13 protein-coding genes, 1 tRNA gene and 1 pseudogene are annotated in these 14109 nt (G+C 72.6%); 8 read left to right on the top strand and 7 right to left on the bottom strand.

What is annotated here, in order from left to right; all coding sequences use genetic code 11:
* Window positions 1-32 precede the first annotated feature (32 nt).
* A complete protein-coding gene (locus LZ495_RS04530; RefSeq protein WP_235050570.1) occupies window positions 33-1481 on the bottom strand; it encodes an aldehyde dehydrogenase family protein in 1449 nt (482 codons plus the stop codon).
* A 10-nt stretch (window positions 1482-1491) separates the two neighbouring features.
* Window positions 1492-2562, bottom strand: a complete 1071-nt coding sequence (locus LZ495_RS04525) for a nitrilase-related carbon-nitrogen hydrolase (RefSeq protein WP_235050569.1) — start codon at window positions 2560-2562, stop codon at window positions 1492-1494.
* A gap of 213 nt (window positions 2563-2775) precedes the next feature.
* Between LZ495_RS04525 and LZ495_RS04520 the strand changes: the two genes are divergently transcribed.
* Window positions 2776-3015 (top strand): hypothetical protein, encoded by a 240-nt coding sequence (locus LZ495_RS04520; protein ID WP_235050568.1) that lies wholly within the window; start codon window positions 2776-2778, stop codon window positions 3013-3015.
* 109 nt (window positions 3016-3124) lie between these two features.
* Here the strand turns inward: LZ495_RS04520 and LZ495_RS44550 are convergent, their stop codons facing one another.
* Window positions 3125-3838, bottom strand: a complete 714-nt coding sequence (locus LZ495_RS44550; RefSeq protein WP_284701852.1) for a transglycosylase family protein — start codon at window positions 3836-3838, stop codon at window positions 3125-3127.
* Window positions 3839-4067: 229 nt separating this feature from the next.
* Here LZ495_RS44550 and LZ495_RS04505 point away from each other — a divergent pair, with 229 nt between their 5' ends.
* Entirely contained in the window at window positions 4068-4361 is a 294-nt protein-coding gene (locus LZ495_RS04505) for a hypothetical protein (RefSeq protein WP_235050567.1), read from the top strand.
* 242 nt (window positions 4362-4603) lie between these two features.
* Here LZ495_RS04505 and ku read toward each other — a convergent pair whose 3' ends face one another.
* Window positions 4604-5668 carry a non-homologous end joining protein Ku gene (gene ku / locus LZ495_RS04500; RefSeq protein ID WP_235050566.1) on the bottom strand — a complete coding sequence of 355 codons (1065 nt, stop codon included), beginning with the start codon at window positions 5666-5668 and terminating at the stop codon, window positions 4604-4606.
* 55 nt (window positions 5669-5723) lie between these two features.
* Between ku and ligD the strand changes: the two are divergent.
* From ligD to LZ495_RS04475, 5 genes and pseudogenes are all read left to right on the top strand, one after another.
* Window positions 5724-6641 (top strand): annotated as a pseudogene (gene ligD, locus LZ495_RS04495) (non-homologous end-joining DNA ligase); the annotation flags it as partial.
* 132 nt (window positions 6642-6773) lie between these two features.
* Window positions 6774-7619, top strand: coding sequence for an ATP-dependent DNA ligase (locus tag LZ495_RS04490; RefSeq protein ID WP_235051068.1), 846 nt, complete (start codon window positions 6774-6776; stop codon window positions 7617-7619).
* 141 nt (window positions 7620-7760) lie between these two features.
* The gene (locus LZ495_RS04485) at window positions 7761-8300 is read left to right on the top strand and encodes a SigE family RNA polymerase sigma factor (protein ID WP_235050565.1); all 540 of its coding nucleotides are present in this window, start codon (window positions 7761-7763) and stop codon (window positions 8298-8300) included.
* Window positions 8297-9199: a hypothetical protein gene (locus LZ495_RS04480; RefSeq protein ID WP_235050564.1), complete on the top strand. Its 903-nt coding sequence runs from the start codon at window positions 8297-8299 to the stop codon at window positions 9197-9199. The genes LZ495_RS04485 and LZ495_RS04480 overlap by 4 nt, the downstream gene beginning before the upstream one ends.
* A 480-nt stretch (window positions 9200-9679) precedes the next feature.
* Window positions 9680-9919: a hypothetical protein gene (locus LZ495_RS04475; RefSeq protein WP_235050563.1), complete on the top strand. Its 240-nt coding sequence runs from the start codon at window positions 9680-9682 to the stop codon at window positions 9917-9919.
* A gap of 130 nt (window positions 9920-10049) precedes the next feature.
* On the opposite strand, the gene LZ495_RS04470 is transcribed toward LZ495_RS04475, so the two are convergent.
* From LZ495_RS04470 to LZ495_RS04460, 3 genes are all read right to left on the bottom strand, one after another.
* A tRNA-Ser gene (locus tag LZ495_RS04470) sits at window positions 10050-10138 on the bottom strand.
* A 94-nt stretch (window positions 10139-10232) separates the two neighbouring features.
* Complete coding sequence (locus tag LZ495_RS04465; RefSeq protein WP_235050562.1) at window positions 10233-11810, bottom strand: S1C family serine protease; 1578 nt, start codon at window positions 11808-11810, stop codon at window positions 10233-10235.
* Window positions 11811-12035: 225 nt separating this feature from the next.
* Window positions 12036-12464 (bottom strand): TFIIB-type zinc ribbon-containing protein, encoded by a 429-nt coding sequence (locus tag LZ495_RS04460; protein ID WP_308267618.1) that lies wholly within the window; start codon window positions 12462-12464, stop codon window positions 12036-12038.
* A gap of 199 nt (window positions 12465-12663) precedes the next feature.
* On the opposite strand from LZ495_RS04460, the gene LZ495_RS04455 reads away from it, so the two are divergent.
* Complete coding sequence (locus LZ495_RS04455; protein WP_235050561.1) at window positions 12664-14043, top strand: purine-cytosine permease family protein; 1380 nt, start codon at window positions 12664-12666, stop codon at window positions 14041-14043.
* The last annotated feature ends 66 nt before the right edge of the window (window positions 14044-14109 follow it).

The raw sequence follows: 14109 nt of genomic DNA, 5'->3' as shown, positions 1-14109 counted from the left end.
CGGGCTGCTTCGGTGTGCTCTGTCCCGAGCGGTCAGTCGCCGGCGTCCCACCACCACGGGTCGTCGACCGGGCCGCGGTTGACGAGGAACGCCTGGCGGCGCAGGAAGCGCCGGATCGACGCCGGGCCCATCCGCGAGGCGCCCAGGCCCGAGCGTCCGAACGACTGCTTCTCGCCTTCGTGCACGAACGCCGTCAGGCCGGCGTCGTCGATGCTCACCGCGCCCGCCTCCAGCCGCCGCGCGACCGCCATCGCGGTGTGCTCGTCCGGCCCGAACACCGCGGCGGACAGGCCGTAGTCGGTGTCGTTGGCGAGCCGCACCGCGTCGTCCGCATCGCGGAACGGCATGAGCGGCAGCACCGGACCGAAGGTCTCCTCGGTCATCACGCGCATGCCGTGGTGCACCGCGGTGAGCACGGTCGGGCGGCACCACAGACCGCCGCCGAGTTCCTCGACCTCGCCGCCGGTGAGCGCGGTCGCGCCCTGCGCGTACGCGTCTTCCAGGTGCGCGCGGATCACCCCGGCCTGCGCAGGGTCGATGATCGGGCCGAGTTGGCCGGCGTCCAGGTCGGGCCAGGCCAGGCCGACCTTGGCGGCCCGGTCGGAGAGCAGGCCGGTGAACTCGTCGAAGACCTTGCGGTGCACGTACACGCGCTCGATGGACAGGCACGACTGCCCGGCGTTGGCCGTCGCGCCCCACAGGATCGCCGAGGCGGCGCGTCCCAGGTCGGCGCCCTGCAGCACGATCGCCGGATCCTTGCCGCCCAGTTCGAGGTGGACCGGGACGAACGCGCGGGCGGCCTGCTCGGCCACCGCGCGGCCGGTGGGCACCGAGCCGGTGAAGCAGACCGCGTCCACCCGGTCGACCAGGGCCGCGCCGACCTCCGCGGCGCCTTCCACCAGACCCACCACGGCGGCGAGTTCCGGGACCGCGGCCAGGCTGCGGCGCAGCGGCGCCAGGAAGCGCGGGGTGACCTCGCTCGGCTTGAGCACCACCGCGCAGCCCGCGGCCAGCGCCGGGACGAGGTCGATGGTGCCGAGCAGCAGCGGGAAGTTCCACGGGCTGATCACCGCGACCAGCGGGTACGGGCGGGCCCCGGACCGCACCGCGATCCACGGCAGCGACGTGGTGGTGTCCGCACCCGCGTCGTCGTCGGCCCGGCCGCCGATCGCGGCCGCCCAGCGGGCGATGCCGCTCTGCAGGACCTGGAGCTCCATGACCGACTCGGTGCGCCTGCCGGTGTCGGCGATCAGCGCCTCGACCATTTCGCCCTGTATTGCCCCAAGTTCCTGGGCCCAGGCGCGCAGGGCCTCGGCCCGCCCGGCCGGACCGAGCGCCTCCCAGGCGGGCTGGGCGGCCCGCAGCCGGGCGAGTTCGGCGTCTAACTCCTCCGGGGTGGGCGGGGCCAGTGCGCGGACGTCGGCGCCGGTGCGGGGGTCCCGGACCCGCAAGGCGGCATCCCGGGCGAAGACGGCGCTCATATGCGGCCCCTCACGTGATCACCCCGGCCTTGAGCAGGCGTTCCAGCGTCTCGGCCTGGCGCCGCGCGAACCAGGCGCGGTCCGGCGGTGCGCCGGACGCCAGGCCGTTGGGGCGCTCGCCCTCGGCACGGGCGTATTCGGCGGCCCATAAGCCCGGCTTGCCGCGGGCCGGCAGGTTTCCCATGCCGGGGCGGCGGCGGTGCCGGCGCAGTGCGGCCAGGTCCAGTTCGGCGTGCGCGACCATGCTCTCGCCGGGTCCGGCCTCGGCGAGCACGCTGCCGGTGAAGTCGACGATCTGCGACATGCCGTCGGTCGAGTTGCCCGGGATCGCGATGCCGGTGATGCCCGCGGTGTTCGCCGAGACGACGTACGCGAGGTTCTCGGCGGCCCGGGCCAGGCGGGCCACGGACTTCGCGGTCGGGCGCGGGCTGCCCGCCTCGGACGTGCTGTGGCACAGCACTTCGGCGCCGCGCATCATCAGCGCGCGGGCCAGTTCCGGGTAGAGGATCTCCTCGGAGGCGACCGCGGCGAGGTTGCCGAGCGGCGTGCGGGCCACCGGGAGTACGCCGTCGATGCCGTAGACGTCGAGGTAGCGGTCCCACACGTCGTACGGCGTGGGCGCGAACATCGAGTGCAGGCGGCGGTAGCGCAGCACCACGTCGCCGGACGGGCCGACCACGAACGACGCCTGGAAGTACAGCCCGGGGAAGTGCCGGTCCGTCTCGTAGGCGTTGCCCGCGAGGTGGATGCCGAGGTCGCGGGCGATCGCGCCGAGCGCCTCGTACTCGGGTCCGTCCGGGGCCAGCGCGGCCTTGGCCGCCCAGCCCGGCACGGTGTCGCCCATCGGGAAGCCGGTGAACAGGTACTCGGGCAGCACCACGAGGCGGACGTCGGGGCCGATGAAGGCGATGCTGGCGGCCGCCTCGGCACGGACCCGGGCGATGCCGCGGGCGATCGCGGCCCGGGCCTCGCCGGCGCCCAGCGTGTTCACCGCATCGCAGCGGGACTGCAGGGCGAGGGCCCGGTAGTGCGGATCGGCGGTGGCCGCCGTACCGCCGCGGTCGTCGTCGTGCCCGTCCATCGCGCCCCCACGCAGCCGGAGTTCTGGAACGCTGTTCCGCAAGCCGGAATCTACCAGCCGCAGTTGCCCCTGTACACGAGACCGCGAACCGGCCGGTCAAGGCAACACCCGTACCGGTGATGTTTCCTGACGTTGAGTGACGTGATCGGAATCACGCATGATGATCCATCAGAAGATGAATGACCATCCAAAGGATGTGGAAACCGACCGAACATGAACGAGAACGGTCCCGCACGTCGCGCCCCCGGCACCGAGGGGCCGGACGGGTCGGGCGCGCGCGACGCGCACGCCGCCCCGGACGGCCACGACGAGTTGCTGTGGCGCGAGCGCGACCGCGAACGCGCCCGCCTGCTGCTGGAACGGGCCGGTGACATAGCCCGGCGCATCGAGCGGGTCTGCGGAAACCTCGCCGACGACCAGGTGACCGGCAAGCGGGGCCGAACCGCCCACTGACGCCCGTCCCCGAAGCCGGTCAAGCCCGAAGGGCCCGGTCGCACCTTGCGGTGCGGCCGGGCCCTTCGGGTCTGCGGTCCTGCGGCGGCTGCCGTGGGGCAGTGCCGGGTCAGCCCAGGTTGAGCTTCTGGCCCGGGAAGATCAGGTCCGGGTTGCTGCCCACCACGGACTGGTTCTTCGCGTAGAGGGCCTGCCAGCCGCCGGGGGTGCCGTGCGCCTTGGCGATCTTGCTCAGGGTGTCGCCGGGCTTGACGACGTAGTTGCCGGTCGCGGCGTCCGACTGGACCGGCGCGGCAGGGGCCGGCTTCGTGGTCGGCTTGGACTCGGGCTTGGCCGGCGCCGGCTTGGTGACCGGCTTCGTGGCCGGCTTGGTCTGGGGCTTCGCAGCCGGCTTCGTGGCCGACTTGGTGCTCGGCTTGGTGCTCGGCTTGGCGGCCGGCTTCGCAGCCTGCGCAGCGCCGAGGTCGGGGGCGCCGCCGCCCTTGGTCAGGCCGGCGCGCTTGCTGCAGACGGGCCAGGCACCCGGGCCCTGGCCTGCCAGCACCTTCTCGGCGACCCGGATCTGCTCGGCCTTCGAGGCCTGGTTCGGCATGCCGGAGCCGCCGTAGGCCTTCCACGTGCTCAGCGTGAACTGAAGGCCACCGTAGTAGCCGTTGCCCGTGTTGATGGACCAGTTGCCACCACTCTCGCACTGGGCGACCTTGTCCCACGTCGACACGCTGGCGGCCGATGCGGAGCCGGCGGTCGCGACGCCCACGATGGGGGCGGCGACCACGGCGCCGGTGACGACGGCGGCGCGCAGGCGGCGCTGGGTACGACCCATGCCGCGGTGGGTGTTGTCGCTACGGAAAGCGTGACGGAGAGACATACATTCCTCTCGGAATTCCCGTGGGGCGAGCTGCGGCCGCGTCCGAAGACCTGCCGCACTGCTTGCCGGAGATCGTCCGCGCCGTACGGCACGGTCGTTCCGGCAATCGCTGGTTCCGCGTCCCTCCCAGGCGCGGATCCCGACCTAGACGTACGGCCAGGAACCCACAGGGTGCGATTTGCACATGGCCGAGACCATAAACAGGTTATCCAGTCGTTATCAACCTCCTTCGATGTTTATGCAGGTCAGCCCGCGTTTTTCCGGTGCAGTCGGCGGCGTGTTTTCGGGTGCTTCGGCGTTTGTCGCACCGCAGGACCGGGGACGAAAGGCCCGGTTTGCGGCGTGGCGTTCCACGCAACGTGGTCGAACGGTGACAATATGCAGCGTGCTGACCGAAAGTGGCTGCGCGGACACGCTGCCGCTTTCGCCGACCGACCATTTGGGATGGGCCCAACGTCCGCTTATGCCCGTGTTGTGATCGCAGCGTGACCGAGCTCACATAAACCTCGAGCTTGCCGTCGGCGCCCGGAGGTATTAATGCCTCCGCGCTCCCGCGCACCCCCGCGCCCAACTGCGAATATCCGCCCCCGGGAAAGAAGACGATCACGCTTCCGCAATCCCCCGCGATGATTCCGTACGCCCCCGAAATCTGTGACTCAGGACACTTTCCCCGGGGAAAGATCTCGGATCCCGGGACGTAGGCCCCCTATATAGGGGAGCTCAGCCGGTCTTCCGCTCGGGCCGCTTCGCGGGTGCCTTCGCGGCCGACTTCGTACTCTTCGCGGCCGGCTTGGCGGCCCCCTTGGCGGAGCCCGCCGCCGTGCTCTTCGCCGCTGATTTGGCGGTGCTCTTGGCGGTGCTCTTGGCCGGCGCCTTGGCCGCGGATTTCGCCGCGGTCTTCGCGGTGGACTTCCGCGCCGGAGCGGCCGCCGTCGCCTTCGCGGAGCGCGAGACGGTCTTCTTCGCGTCCGACCCCTTGGGCGCAGGCGCGGACCGGACCGCCTTCCGCGCCCCCTGCGCCTCGGCGACGCTCTGCCGCAGCGCGGCCATGAGGTCGATGACCTGGGCGCCGCCCCCGCCGGCCCCGCCTTCGGCCGCGGGCGGCTCCGCGCCGTCCAGTTTCGCGGTGACCATGTCCTCCACCGCGGCCTGGTAGTCGTCGTGGAAAGCGGAGAGGTCCGCGGTGCCGAGCGTGTCGATCAGTGTGTCGGCCATGTCGAGCTCGGCGTCGGTGACGGTCACCCGTTCGGTGGGCGCCACTCCGTCCGTCGAGTTGATCTCGTCCGGCCAGTAGAGCTGGTGCAGCACCAGGACGTCGTCCTGCACCCGGACCAGCGCGAGGATCTCGTGGCCGCGCATCGCCAGCTTCGCCACCGCGGCCTTGCCGGACCGGCGCAGCGCCTCGCGCATCAGCACGTACGGCTTGGTGCCCGCGGTGTCCGGGGTCAGGTAGTACGGCTTGCCGAGCTGGATCGGGTCGACGTCGTCGCCGGCCAGGAAGCCGTGCACCTCGATGCTCCGCGAGGTCGGCAGCGGCAGCTCGGACAGGTCCTCGTCGGTCACCACCGCGACCCGGCCGTCGGCCGCCTCGTAGCCGCGCACGATGTCGCCCGCGGCGAGCTCCTCGCCGTCCAGTTCGCACACCTTGCGGTAGCGCACCCGGCCCTGGTCCGCCCGGTGCATCTGGTGGAACTTGACCGCGTGCTCGCTGCCGATCGCCGAGACGACTTTGACGGGGATGCTGACCAGCCCGAAGCTGATCGCCCCTTTCCAGATGGCGCGCACGAGTGCTCCGATCGTCGGTCCCCGGAGTAGCCTTGAGTATCCCATTTGTCGATATATGCGACATTCGCGCCGCTCGGTGGAGGACGTGGAGGACACCGTGCCGGTCACCATGGTCGAGGGGCGTCGGCTGAGCCTCACCCACCTCGACAAGGTCCTGTATCCGGCGACCGGGACCACCAAAGGCGAACTGGTGCACTACTACACCGCCATCGCCTCGGCGCTGCTGCCGCATCTGCGCGACCGGCCGGTGTCGTTCGTGCGCTATCCGGACGGCAGCGAGGGGCAGCAGTTCGTCACCAAGCACCTTCCGCCCGGCACACCACCGTGGGTCCATACGAGTGACACGCCGGGCCGGACCGAACCGATCCGCCAAGTGGTGATCCAGGACCTGGCCACGTTGGTGTGGGCCGCGAACCTGGTCGCCGAGCTGCACACCCCGCAGTGGCGGGACGACGAGCCGGGCGCCGCGGACCGGCTCGTGCTCGACCTCGACCCCGGGGCGCCGGCCGACATCCTGGCCTGCCGCGACGTCGCCGCGCTGCTGCGCGAGCGGCTGGCCGCGGACGGGCTCGCCGCGTACCCCAAGACCTCCGGCTCGAAGGGGCTGCACCTGCTCGTGCCGATCGTGCCGACGCCGGCCGAGGAGGTCACCGCGTACGCGAAGGGCCTGGCCGGCGAACTGGCCGCGGCGTACCCGGAGCTGATCGTGGCCAGCATGGCCAAGGCCCGGCGGCCCGGGCGGGTGTTCCTGGACTTCTCGCAGAACGCCGCGGCCAAGACGACCGCCGCCCCCTATACCGCCCGCGCCCGCGCGACCCCCACGGTCTCGGCCCCGGTGACCTGGGACGAGCTCGCCGCGGCCGCCGACCCGGCCGAGCTCTCCTTCACCATCGACGACATGCCGGACCGGATGGCCCGGCACGGCGACCTGCTCGCCGCGATGCTGAACCCGGCGAAGGCCGGGCGCCTGCCCGCCGCCGGGGCAGCGGCTCCTCGGGCGGCGAGGCCGGCCGCGCCTGCCGCGGGACGCGCCGACCGCCCGCCGCCGGCCGCACCGCCGCAATCCGGGGCGGGCGCCCGCGCCTTGGCGCCGCCCGTCGCGGTCATGCGGCCCAAGGCGGCGCGCGAGGTCCCAGCCGCGGACGCGCTGCCCGGCGGGGTGCAGTACTCGATCAAGCTCGACGGGTTCCGGGCCGTCGCATTCGCGCGCGGCAGCGCCCCGGCCGTGCTCCAGTCGCGTTCGGAGCGCGACCTCGCCCCGGACTTCCCGGACATCGCCCGGGCCTTGGCCGCGCTGCCCGACGGCCTGGTGCTGGACGGCGAACTGTGCGCGTGGCACGAGGGCCGCTTCGCGTTCGGCCAGCTCGTCCGGTCGTCGCGCGCCCGGGCTCGCGACGAGGTCGCGGTCGCGTACGTCGCCTTCGACCTGCTCGCGATCCCCGGGCACGACGTCCGCGACCGCCCGCTGCGCGAGCGCTGGGGCCTGCTGCAGGCCGCACTCGCCGGCACCGGGCCGCCGCTGCAGATCGTGCTGGCCACCACCGACCGCGCCGAGGCCCTGACCTGGCGCGAGGCGCTCGCCCCCACCGGCGTGGAGGGGCTGGTCGCCAAGGGCCTCGACACGGCGTACCGGCCCAAGGCCCGGCCCGGCTGGGTCAAGATCCGCGACACCGACACCGTCGACGCCCTGGTCGTCGCCTACACCGGCACACCGCGCCGCCCGCGCGCGCTGATCGCCGAACTCGCCGACGGGACGCGTGCCCTGACGGCGCCGCAGCTCGACGCCCGGCAGGCCAGGGAGATCGCCGAGGCGGCCGCGGGCCGCAGCCGGCCGCCGGAGGACGACCCCGAGCACGGCCCGTTGCACCCCGTCGACCCGCTCCCCGCCGAAGTGCTGCGCGACCCCGGGCGCACGCCATACGTACGGTTCGTACGCCTCCGCGGCGACTGACGCCGCTCCCGGCGCATCTGATGTGACTCAGGTCACATTGTCTGCAGGCAACGCACCCGCAGGCCCGACCCTTTGGGGAATCGAGGACCGGGGAAGCGGGGGCGGCATGCAGGGACAGCGGGCGGGGGCCGGGAGACGCAGATGCCTGCGGTGAACGAGCGGGACGAGACCGTCCGCGCGTTCATCGAGGCACGGCGGCGCGCACTGCTGCGCAGCGCGTACCTGCTGTGCGGGAATCTGCACGAAGCCGAGGACCTCGTGCAGACCACCCTGGTCAAAGTGGTGATGGCGGGCCGGCGCCTGGAACGCCTCGACAACGTCGAGGCGTACACCCGCAAAGCGCTCATGAGCGTGTTCATCGGCTCGCGGCGCCGCCGCTGGCACCGCGAGAAGCCGCACGCCACGGTCCCGGACCGGCCCGCCCCCGGCACCGACCCCGAACTCGCCCTCGCGGTACGGGCCGCCCTGTCCGCGGTGCCGCCGCGACAGCGCGCCGTCCTGGTCCTGCGGCACTGGGAAGACCTGAGCGTCGAGGAGACCGCGCACGTCCTGGGCGTCAGCGAAGGCACCGTGAAAAGCCAGAACGCCAAGGGCCTCGCCACCATGCGGGCCGCACTGCGCGCCGCGCTGCCGGACGCCGGGGCGCGGTTCGCCGACCCGGAAGAGGCAGCCCGCCTGTGAACGACTCCGACATGCGGAACCTGCTGGCGCAGGCCCTCCCCGACCTGGACCCGCCGGGCACCGCGGCCGGGACCGAACCCGACGCGGTCTTCACCCGGGTCGACGTGCTCCGCCGCCGTCGCCGCCGCGCTGCCGCCGTCGCCGCGGGGGCCGCCGCCGCTGCCGTGGTGGCCGCGGCCGCACTGGTCCCGACCTGGACCGGCGGCCCCGACTCCCACGCCGCGGGCCCGCTCCCGACGCTTTCGGCCACCACCGGCCCGGCCACCGGTACCCCGTCGGCCGATCCGACGACGTCCCCTGCCACCGGGCGCGCGACCAGCGCACCGAGCACCGCACCGGCCTCGTCCGCATCCCGCCCGAACACCCCGGCGACCCCCATGAGCGCGGAAGACCTGGTGGCGTCCTTCCTCCCGCCCGACACGGGCACCGTGCGCGAGCAGAAGTTCTCGAACACCCCCTCGTACACGGTGAACCCGTACAGCGGCCGCTTCCTGATCGCCAAGGACGGCCGCATGGGCTACATCGACGTCGTGGTAATCGACCCCAAGGTCAACCCCGACCAGCCCAACCTGTCCCTGGCCAAGGCCCGTGCATGGAACTACTGCGAGGCCGACGGTGTGGGGCCGGACAATTACGACTGCAAATCCGAGGACCTCGCGGACGGCGGCATCGCCAAGACCTGGACCGCCCCGCCCAACGGGCAGGAACCCGGCTCTCCGCACACCAACACCGGCGGCTACAGCATCGCGGTGACCTACGCCGACGGCCGCTACGTGAGCATCTACGTCACCCGCGGCCTCTTCAACGCCAAGGGCTACGACCCGCCTCTGCCTGCCCACCCGCTCACCGAGTCGGGCCTCAAGACCATGGGCATGTCCACCGCCTGGTTCCGCCCATGATCCAACAGCCTTGCCTCTGAAGGCTGTTGGGGCAGGACAACAGAAATGTGATGCCCCGGACCGGCGAAACGTGTTGATGACGGGCGACCGTACATCGCAAAGCACGTTCCTCAGCGCCGGACCGCACGGCGAAGTACCCGGGGCCGCGCACGCGCTTGCGCGTCGCAGCCTGCGGGCACCGAGCGGCGGGCCCGGACGCAAGGGGAGGGCGCACCACGCCTGTCCGACGGCCTACCCCCGACGGGCCGGCGCCGTCCGCCTCGTCTCCCGGAACCCCCGGGACGAGGAGGCGGCGCATGAACGGGGAACCGACCGGACCCGAGGCTGCCTCGGTTCCCATCACCGAGGCCGTCCTGGCCGAACTACCGGACTGCACGGCACTGGAACAGCAGTTGCCGACGACCCCGATAGCCCCGGAGACCCGGGCCGACATCGCGAACTGGTACGCAGCGCACCACGCACCCCTCTACCGCCACGCCTATGCGATCACGCGGAACCGAGCGGATGCGGAGGACGCCGTCCAGCAGTCCGGCCGCGACCGGCTCCGCGAACACGGAATTCCCGCCCGGCCCGGGGACCGCACCCGGCGGCCCGGCTCCCGCACCGCCCGGCCGAAGTCGCCGCGCCGCCAAGGCCGTCGGCAAAGCCGTCCTCTGGCTCATCGGCAGCACGGTCTCCAAGGCCGCCGCAGCGGCACTCGACGACGACTTCGGCCTCTGATCGGCAGCCCTGCCCGAGGGCAGTTCGCCGCACTCCGGCCCCGCATGCAGAAACCGCCGGCGCCGCACCCCGGACTCGTCCACGAGCCCCGGTACGGCACCGGCGGTTCCACCCGGGTCGCCCCGGTCTGCGGAGGACGTGGGATTCGAACCCACGAACTAGGTCACCCCAGTTAGCAGTTTTCAAGACTGCCGCCATCGGCCGCTAGGCGAGTCCTCCAGGCCCGCAGCCCCCAGGGGGTCGCGGGCCTGGACAGTGTCTCACGGGCGGGCCGTGCGATCACCGGGGATTCGGGCGGCGCGCCGGGGGCGGGTCAGCGGGACTGGTCGCCTTCGCGCTGGCCGAGGGTGAGCTCGGTGGTGGCTTCCTTGCCGTCCCGGAGGTAGGTCACCTTGACCTTCTCGCCGGGCTTGTGGCTCCAGATCTCGCTGAACAGTTCCTCGTAGCCGGTGACCGGGCGGTCGCCGAGCTTGGTGATGACGTCGCCGGCCTTGAGGCCGGCCTGGTCGGCCGGGCCGCCCGGGGTGACCGGGGCCTGGCCCTGCACGGTGTTCTGCCGGATGCGCGCGCCGGGGCCGCGGTACTCGGGGTCGGGGATCACGCCGACCTGGGCGTAGACCGGCTTGCCGGTCTTGATCAGGGTGTCCGCGACCCACTTCGCCTGGTTGACCGGGATGGCGAAGCCGAGGCCGATGCTGCCCGCGGACTGCTGGCCGCCGAACGGGTCGGCGCCGCTGCCCGCGGAGCGGATCGCGGAGTTGACGCCGATGACCCGGCCCTGCGCGTCGAGCAGCGGGCCGCCGGAGTTGCCCGGGTTTATCGAGGCGTCGGTCTGCAGCGCGTTCATGTACGAAGTCTGCTGCTGGTCGCCGGACGCGACCGGGCGGTTCTTGGCGCTGACGATGCCGGTGGTCACCGTGCCGTCCAGGCCGTACGGCGAGCCGATGGCGAGCACCGCGTCGCCCACCGCGACGTTCGAACTGTCGCCCAGCGGCAGGGGCTTGAGGTTCTGCACGCCGTCGACCTTCACGACCGCCAGGTCGTAGCCCTCGGCGCGGCCGACGATCTTGCCGGGCACCGTGGTGCCGTCCTGGAAGGTGACGGTGAGGTCGCCGCCGTTCGCGGCCAGCGAGACGACGTGGTTGTTGGTGAGGATGTGGCCCTGGTCGTCCAGCACGAAGCCGGCGCCGGTGCCCTCCTGGGCGCCCTGCCCCGAGCCGCTCTTGGTCTTGATGGTGACGGTGCCGGGGAGCGCCTTCGCCGCTATCCCGGCGACCGATTCGGGGGCCCGGTTCACCGAGGCCGGGTCGACCGGCGACTGCGGGGCGTTGATGCCAGACGAGGACGGGTTGTCGTCGCGGTCCGCGATCCATGCGCCGATGCCGCCGCCCACGCCGCCGGCCAGCAGAGCGGTGAGCACCGCGGTGGCGACGAGGGGGTTCGGGCGGCGCTTCTTGCGCGGCTGGACCGGGGCGCCGTAGCCCGGGTAGCCGGGGTACGGGGCGGCCGGGAAGCCGTACGGCGGGGTGCCCGCGCCGCCGGCCCCGGCGGCCGTGCCCGGGGCGCTGCCCGCGGCCGCGGCGACGGCGAACGGGTCGGAGTCGTGCGCGGCCGGGGCGGGCGCGGCGTGCGCGGCCGCGACCGGATCGGGCTGCGCGACCGGTTCGGGCTTCTCCGCCTGCTCGGGCGGTGCGTCCTGGCCGGCGGCGGGCGCCGGGGTGTCGGCGGCCGCGGGCTCCGCGGGAGCCGCGGCGGGGGTCGACGCGGCCGTCGGCGGCTGCGCGGGCTTGGGCGGCGGAGTCGCCGGGAACGCCTCGGGCTCGGCCGGCACGGGGTGACCGCCGTCCCCCACTACCGGCTGACCGCCGGTCTCCTCGCGAGCGTCGCTCACGGATCCTCCACTCATCGGCAAACTCTGCTCGTCCAGGGTTCCCGATGACCTGTCGGAACACGGTTAGCGCCGGGCCCCCGAGGGGGCAGGGTTCTTTATCCCGCGATTATCCGACGTCCCGGGCCGGGGCGCCGCGCGGTGCATGCGAACGGAGCAGCGGCCGGCCCGGATGGGCCGGCCGGCCGCCGCTGGGCCGCCGTGGAGCTGCCGAAGTTCAGGCGGTTTCTAGTCGAAGAGCTGCTGGATGAAGCTCTTGCGGTGGCCGTAGCCGTGCCGTCCGTGGCCGTAGTAGCCGTGCGAGCCGCTGCGCCGGTGGCCGTAGTAGGCGCCCTGCTGGCCGTGCGAGCCGTGCTTGCCGTGGCCGTAGTACGCGTGGCCGTGGCCGGCCTGGTGCGCGCCGGGCATCGGCACGGGGGCGACGTAGCCGGGCGCGGGCGCGCCGTAGCCGGGCTGCGGCGGCGGCGCCTGCTGGGGGTACCCCTGCTGCGGGTAGCCCTGCTGCGCACCCCAGCTCTTCTCGGCGTTGAGGATGGCCTCCAGCTCGCCGTGGTCGAGGAAGATCCCCCGGCAGTTGGTGCACTGGTCGATGGTCACGCCCACGCGCTGGAACGTCTGCATCATGCCGCGGCAGCGCGGACAGGTCAGCGAATTCATGCCGCCAACGTACTCGCGGAACGCCGCCGCGGTACCCCACCCCTGGGAGGAGATCCGGGATACGCGTACTCTGCCCTCCTCACCAAACGCGGGAGCTCGGGCGAACCGGGCTGAGAGGGCGGCTGGAAGCGACGCTTCCGGTGCCGCCGACCGCTCGAACCTGACCGGGTAATGCCGGCGTAGGGAGAAGAGGAGAGCCATGACGGCTCCTGTTGCGACCGAACCACGCCCGAATTCGGGTGGTATATCCGGTCCGCCCGAAGCACCGCTCGTGCTCGACACCGCGAGCACCCCGCCGAAGCCGCTCGGCTTCCGCGACCAGTTCTCGTTCTGGGCCAACCTCGGCGTCAGCCTCATCGGCTTCAGCACCGCGTTCGCGTTCATGCAGCCGGTCGGCTATCCGCAGATGTCGCTGATCGCCGCGACCGTGGCGATCGCGCTCGGCACCCTCGTGGGCACCGCCATGGTCGCGGTCTCCGGCCTGCCCGGCGCGGCCACCGGCGCCCCCTCGATGGCGCTGCTGCGCGGCTTGTTCGGCACCAAGCTGTCGTACCTGCCGACCGGCATGAACATCATCCAGTGCATCGGCTGGGGTGTGTTCGAGCTGAAGGTCATTGCGATGGGCGGCGAGCAGCTCACCGACGGCCGTGGCCCGGATTGGCTGTACGTGGTGCTGGCCGGCGCGCTCACCACCGCCATGACGCTGCGCCCGCTGGGCATGCTGCGCATCCTGCGCCGCTACGTCACCATCGCGGTCGGCATCGCAATGCTCTACTTCACCGTGCAGCTGGTCCGGGCCGGGGTGCCGGACCTGACGGAAGGCTCTTGGAGGGGCTTCCTGCCGGTCGTCGACGCATCCGTCGCTCTCGCCGTTTCATGGGTGCCGCTCGCTGCGGACTACACACGCCACTCGCGCGACGAGAAGTCCGCGTTCTGGGGTGCAGTGACCGGCTACGCAAGCACCGGTATCTGGTGCAGCCTGCTCGGCATCCTGGCCTTCGCGCAGACCCCCAAGGGGGGCGACGTCTTCGACACACTGCTCGGCATCACCGCGGGCTGGCTGTTCTTCTCGATCCTGGTGATCCGCGAGGTCGACCAGAGCTTCGCGAACGTCTACTCCACCGCGATGTCGATCCAGAACCTCGCGCCGCGCCTGGACCGCCGCATCGTGTGCCTCGCGGTCGGCGCGCTGGTCACCGGATTCGCGCTGCTCATCGACGACTTCTCCAAGTACGAGAGCTTCCTGTACCTGATCGGCTCGGTCTTCGTGCCGCTGCTCGGCGTCACCGCCGTCGACTGGTTCCTCGGCCGCGGCCGCACCTCCTGGAACCTCGCCGAGGACGCCCCGGCACGCTGGGCGATGCTGCTGCCCTGGATCCTCGGCTTCTCCGTGTACCAGCTGATCAACCCCGGTTCGATCGGCTGGTGGGCGGACTTCTGGACGGCCGCGCAGGACGCCCTGCACATCCACCCGCAGTCGTGGACCTCCGCGACGCTGTTCGCCTTCGCCGCCTCGGCGTTCGGCACCCTGGCCCTGGTCCGCATCGACCGCGCCCGCAGCGCGGCCAAAGCGGGCTGAGCCGGGGGGGGGGGGGGGGGGGGGGCCGCCCCCCCCCCCCCCCCCCCCCCCCCCCCCCCCCCCCCC

Source organism: Yinghuangia soli (assembly GCF_021502675.1).
In the GTDB taxonomy this organism is placed as follows: domain Bacteria; phylum Actinomycetota; class Actinomycetes; order Streptomycetales; family Streptomycetaceae; genus Yinghuangia; species Yinghuangia soli.
Note: the sequence above shows the minus strand (reverse complement) of the source record. Positions and strands in the feature narration are given on the sequence as shown.

Excerpts from the sequence above, each read along its gene's own strand:
- LZ495_RS04490 (WP_235051068.1), top strand. The coding sequence starts at position 6,774 with ATGCGGCCCAAGGCGGCGCGCGAGGTCCCAGCCGCGGACGCGCTGCCC.
- LZ495_RS04475 (WP_235050563.1), top strand. The coding sequence starts at position 9,680 with ATGCGATCACGCGGAACCGAGCGGATGCGGAGGACGCCGTCCAGCAGT.
- LZ495_RS04520 (WP_235050568.1), top strand. The coding sequence starts at position 2,776 with ATGAACGAGAACGGTCCCGCACGTCGCGCCCCCGGCACCGAGGGGCCG.
- LZ495_RS44550 (WP_284701852.1), bottom strand. The coding sequence starts at position 3,838 with ATGGGTCGTACCCAGCGCCGCCTGCGCGCCGCCGTCGTCACCGGCGCC.
- LZ495_RS04530 (WP_235050570.1), bottom strand. The coding sequence starts at position 1,481 with ATGAGCGCCGTCTTCGCCCGGGATGCCGCCTTGCGGGTCCGGGACCCC.
- LZ495_RS04485 (WP_235050565.1), top strand. The coding sequence starts at position 7,761 with ATGCCTGCGGTGAACGAGCGGGACGAGACCGTCCGCGCGTTCATCGAG.
- LZ495_RS04460 (WP_308267618.1), bottom strand. The coding sequence starts at position 12,464 with ATGAATTCGCTGACCTGTCCGCGCTGCCGCGGCATGATGCAGACGTTC.
- LZ495_RS04455 (WP_235050561.1), top strand. The coding sequence starts at position 12,664 with ATGACGGCTCCTGTTGCGACCGAACCACGCCCGAATTCGGGTGGTATA.
- LZ495_RS04525 (WP_235050569.1), bottom strand. The coding sequence starts at position 2,562 with ATGGACGGGCACGACGACGACCGCGGCGGTACGGCGGCCACCGCCGAT.
- LZ495_RS04505 (WP_235050567.1), top strand. The coding sequence starts at position 4,068 with ATGGCCGAGACCATAAACAGGTTATCCAGTCGTTATCAACCTCCTTCG.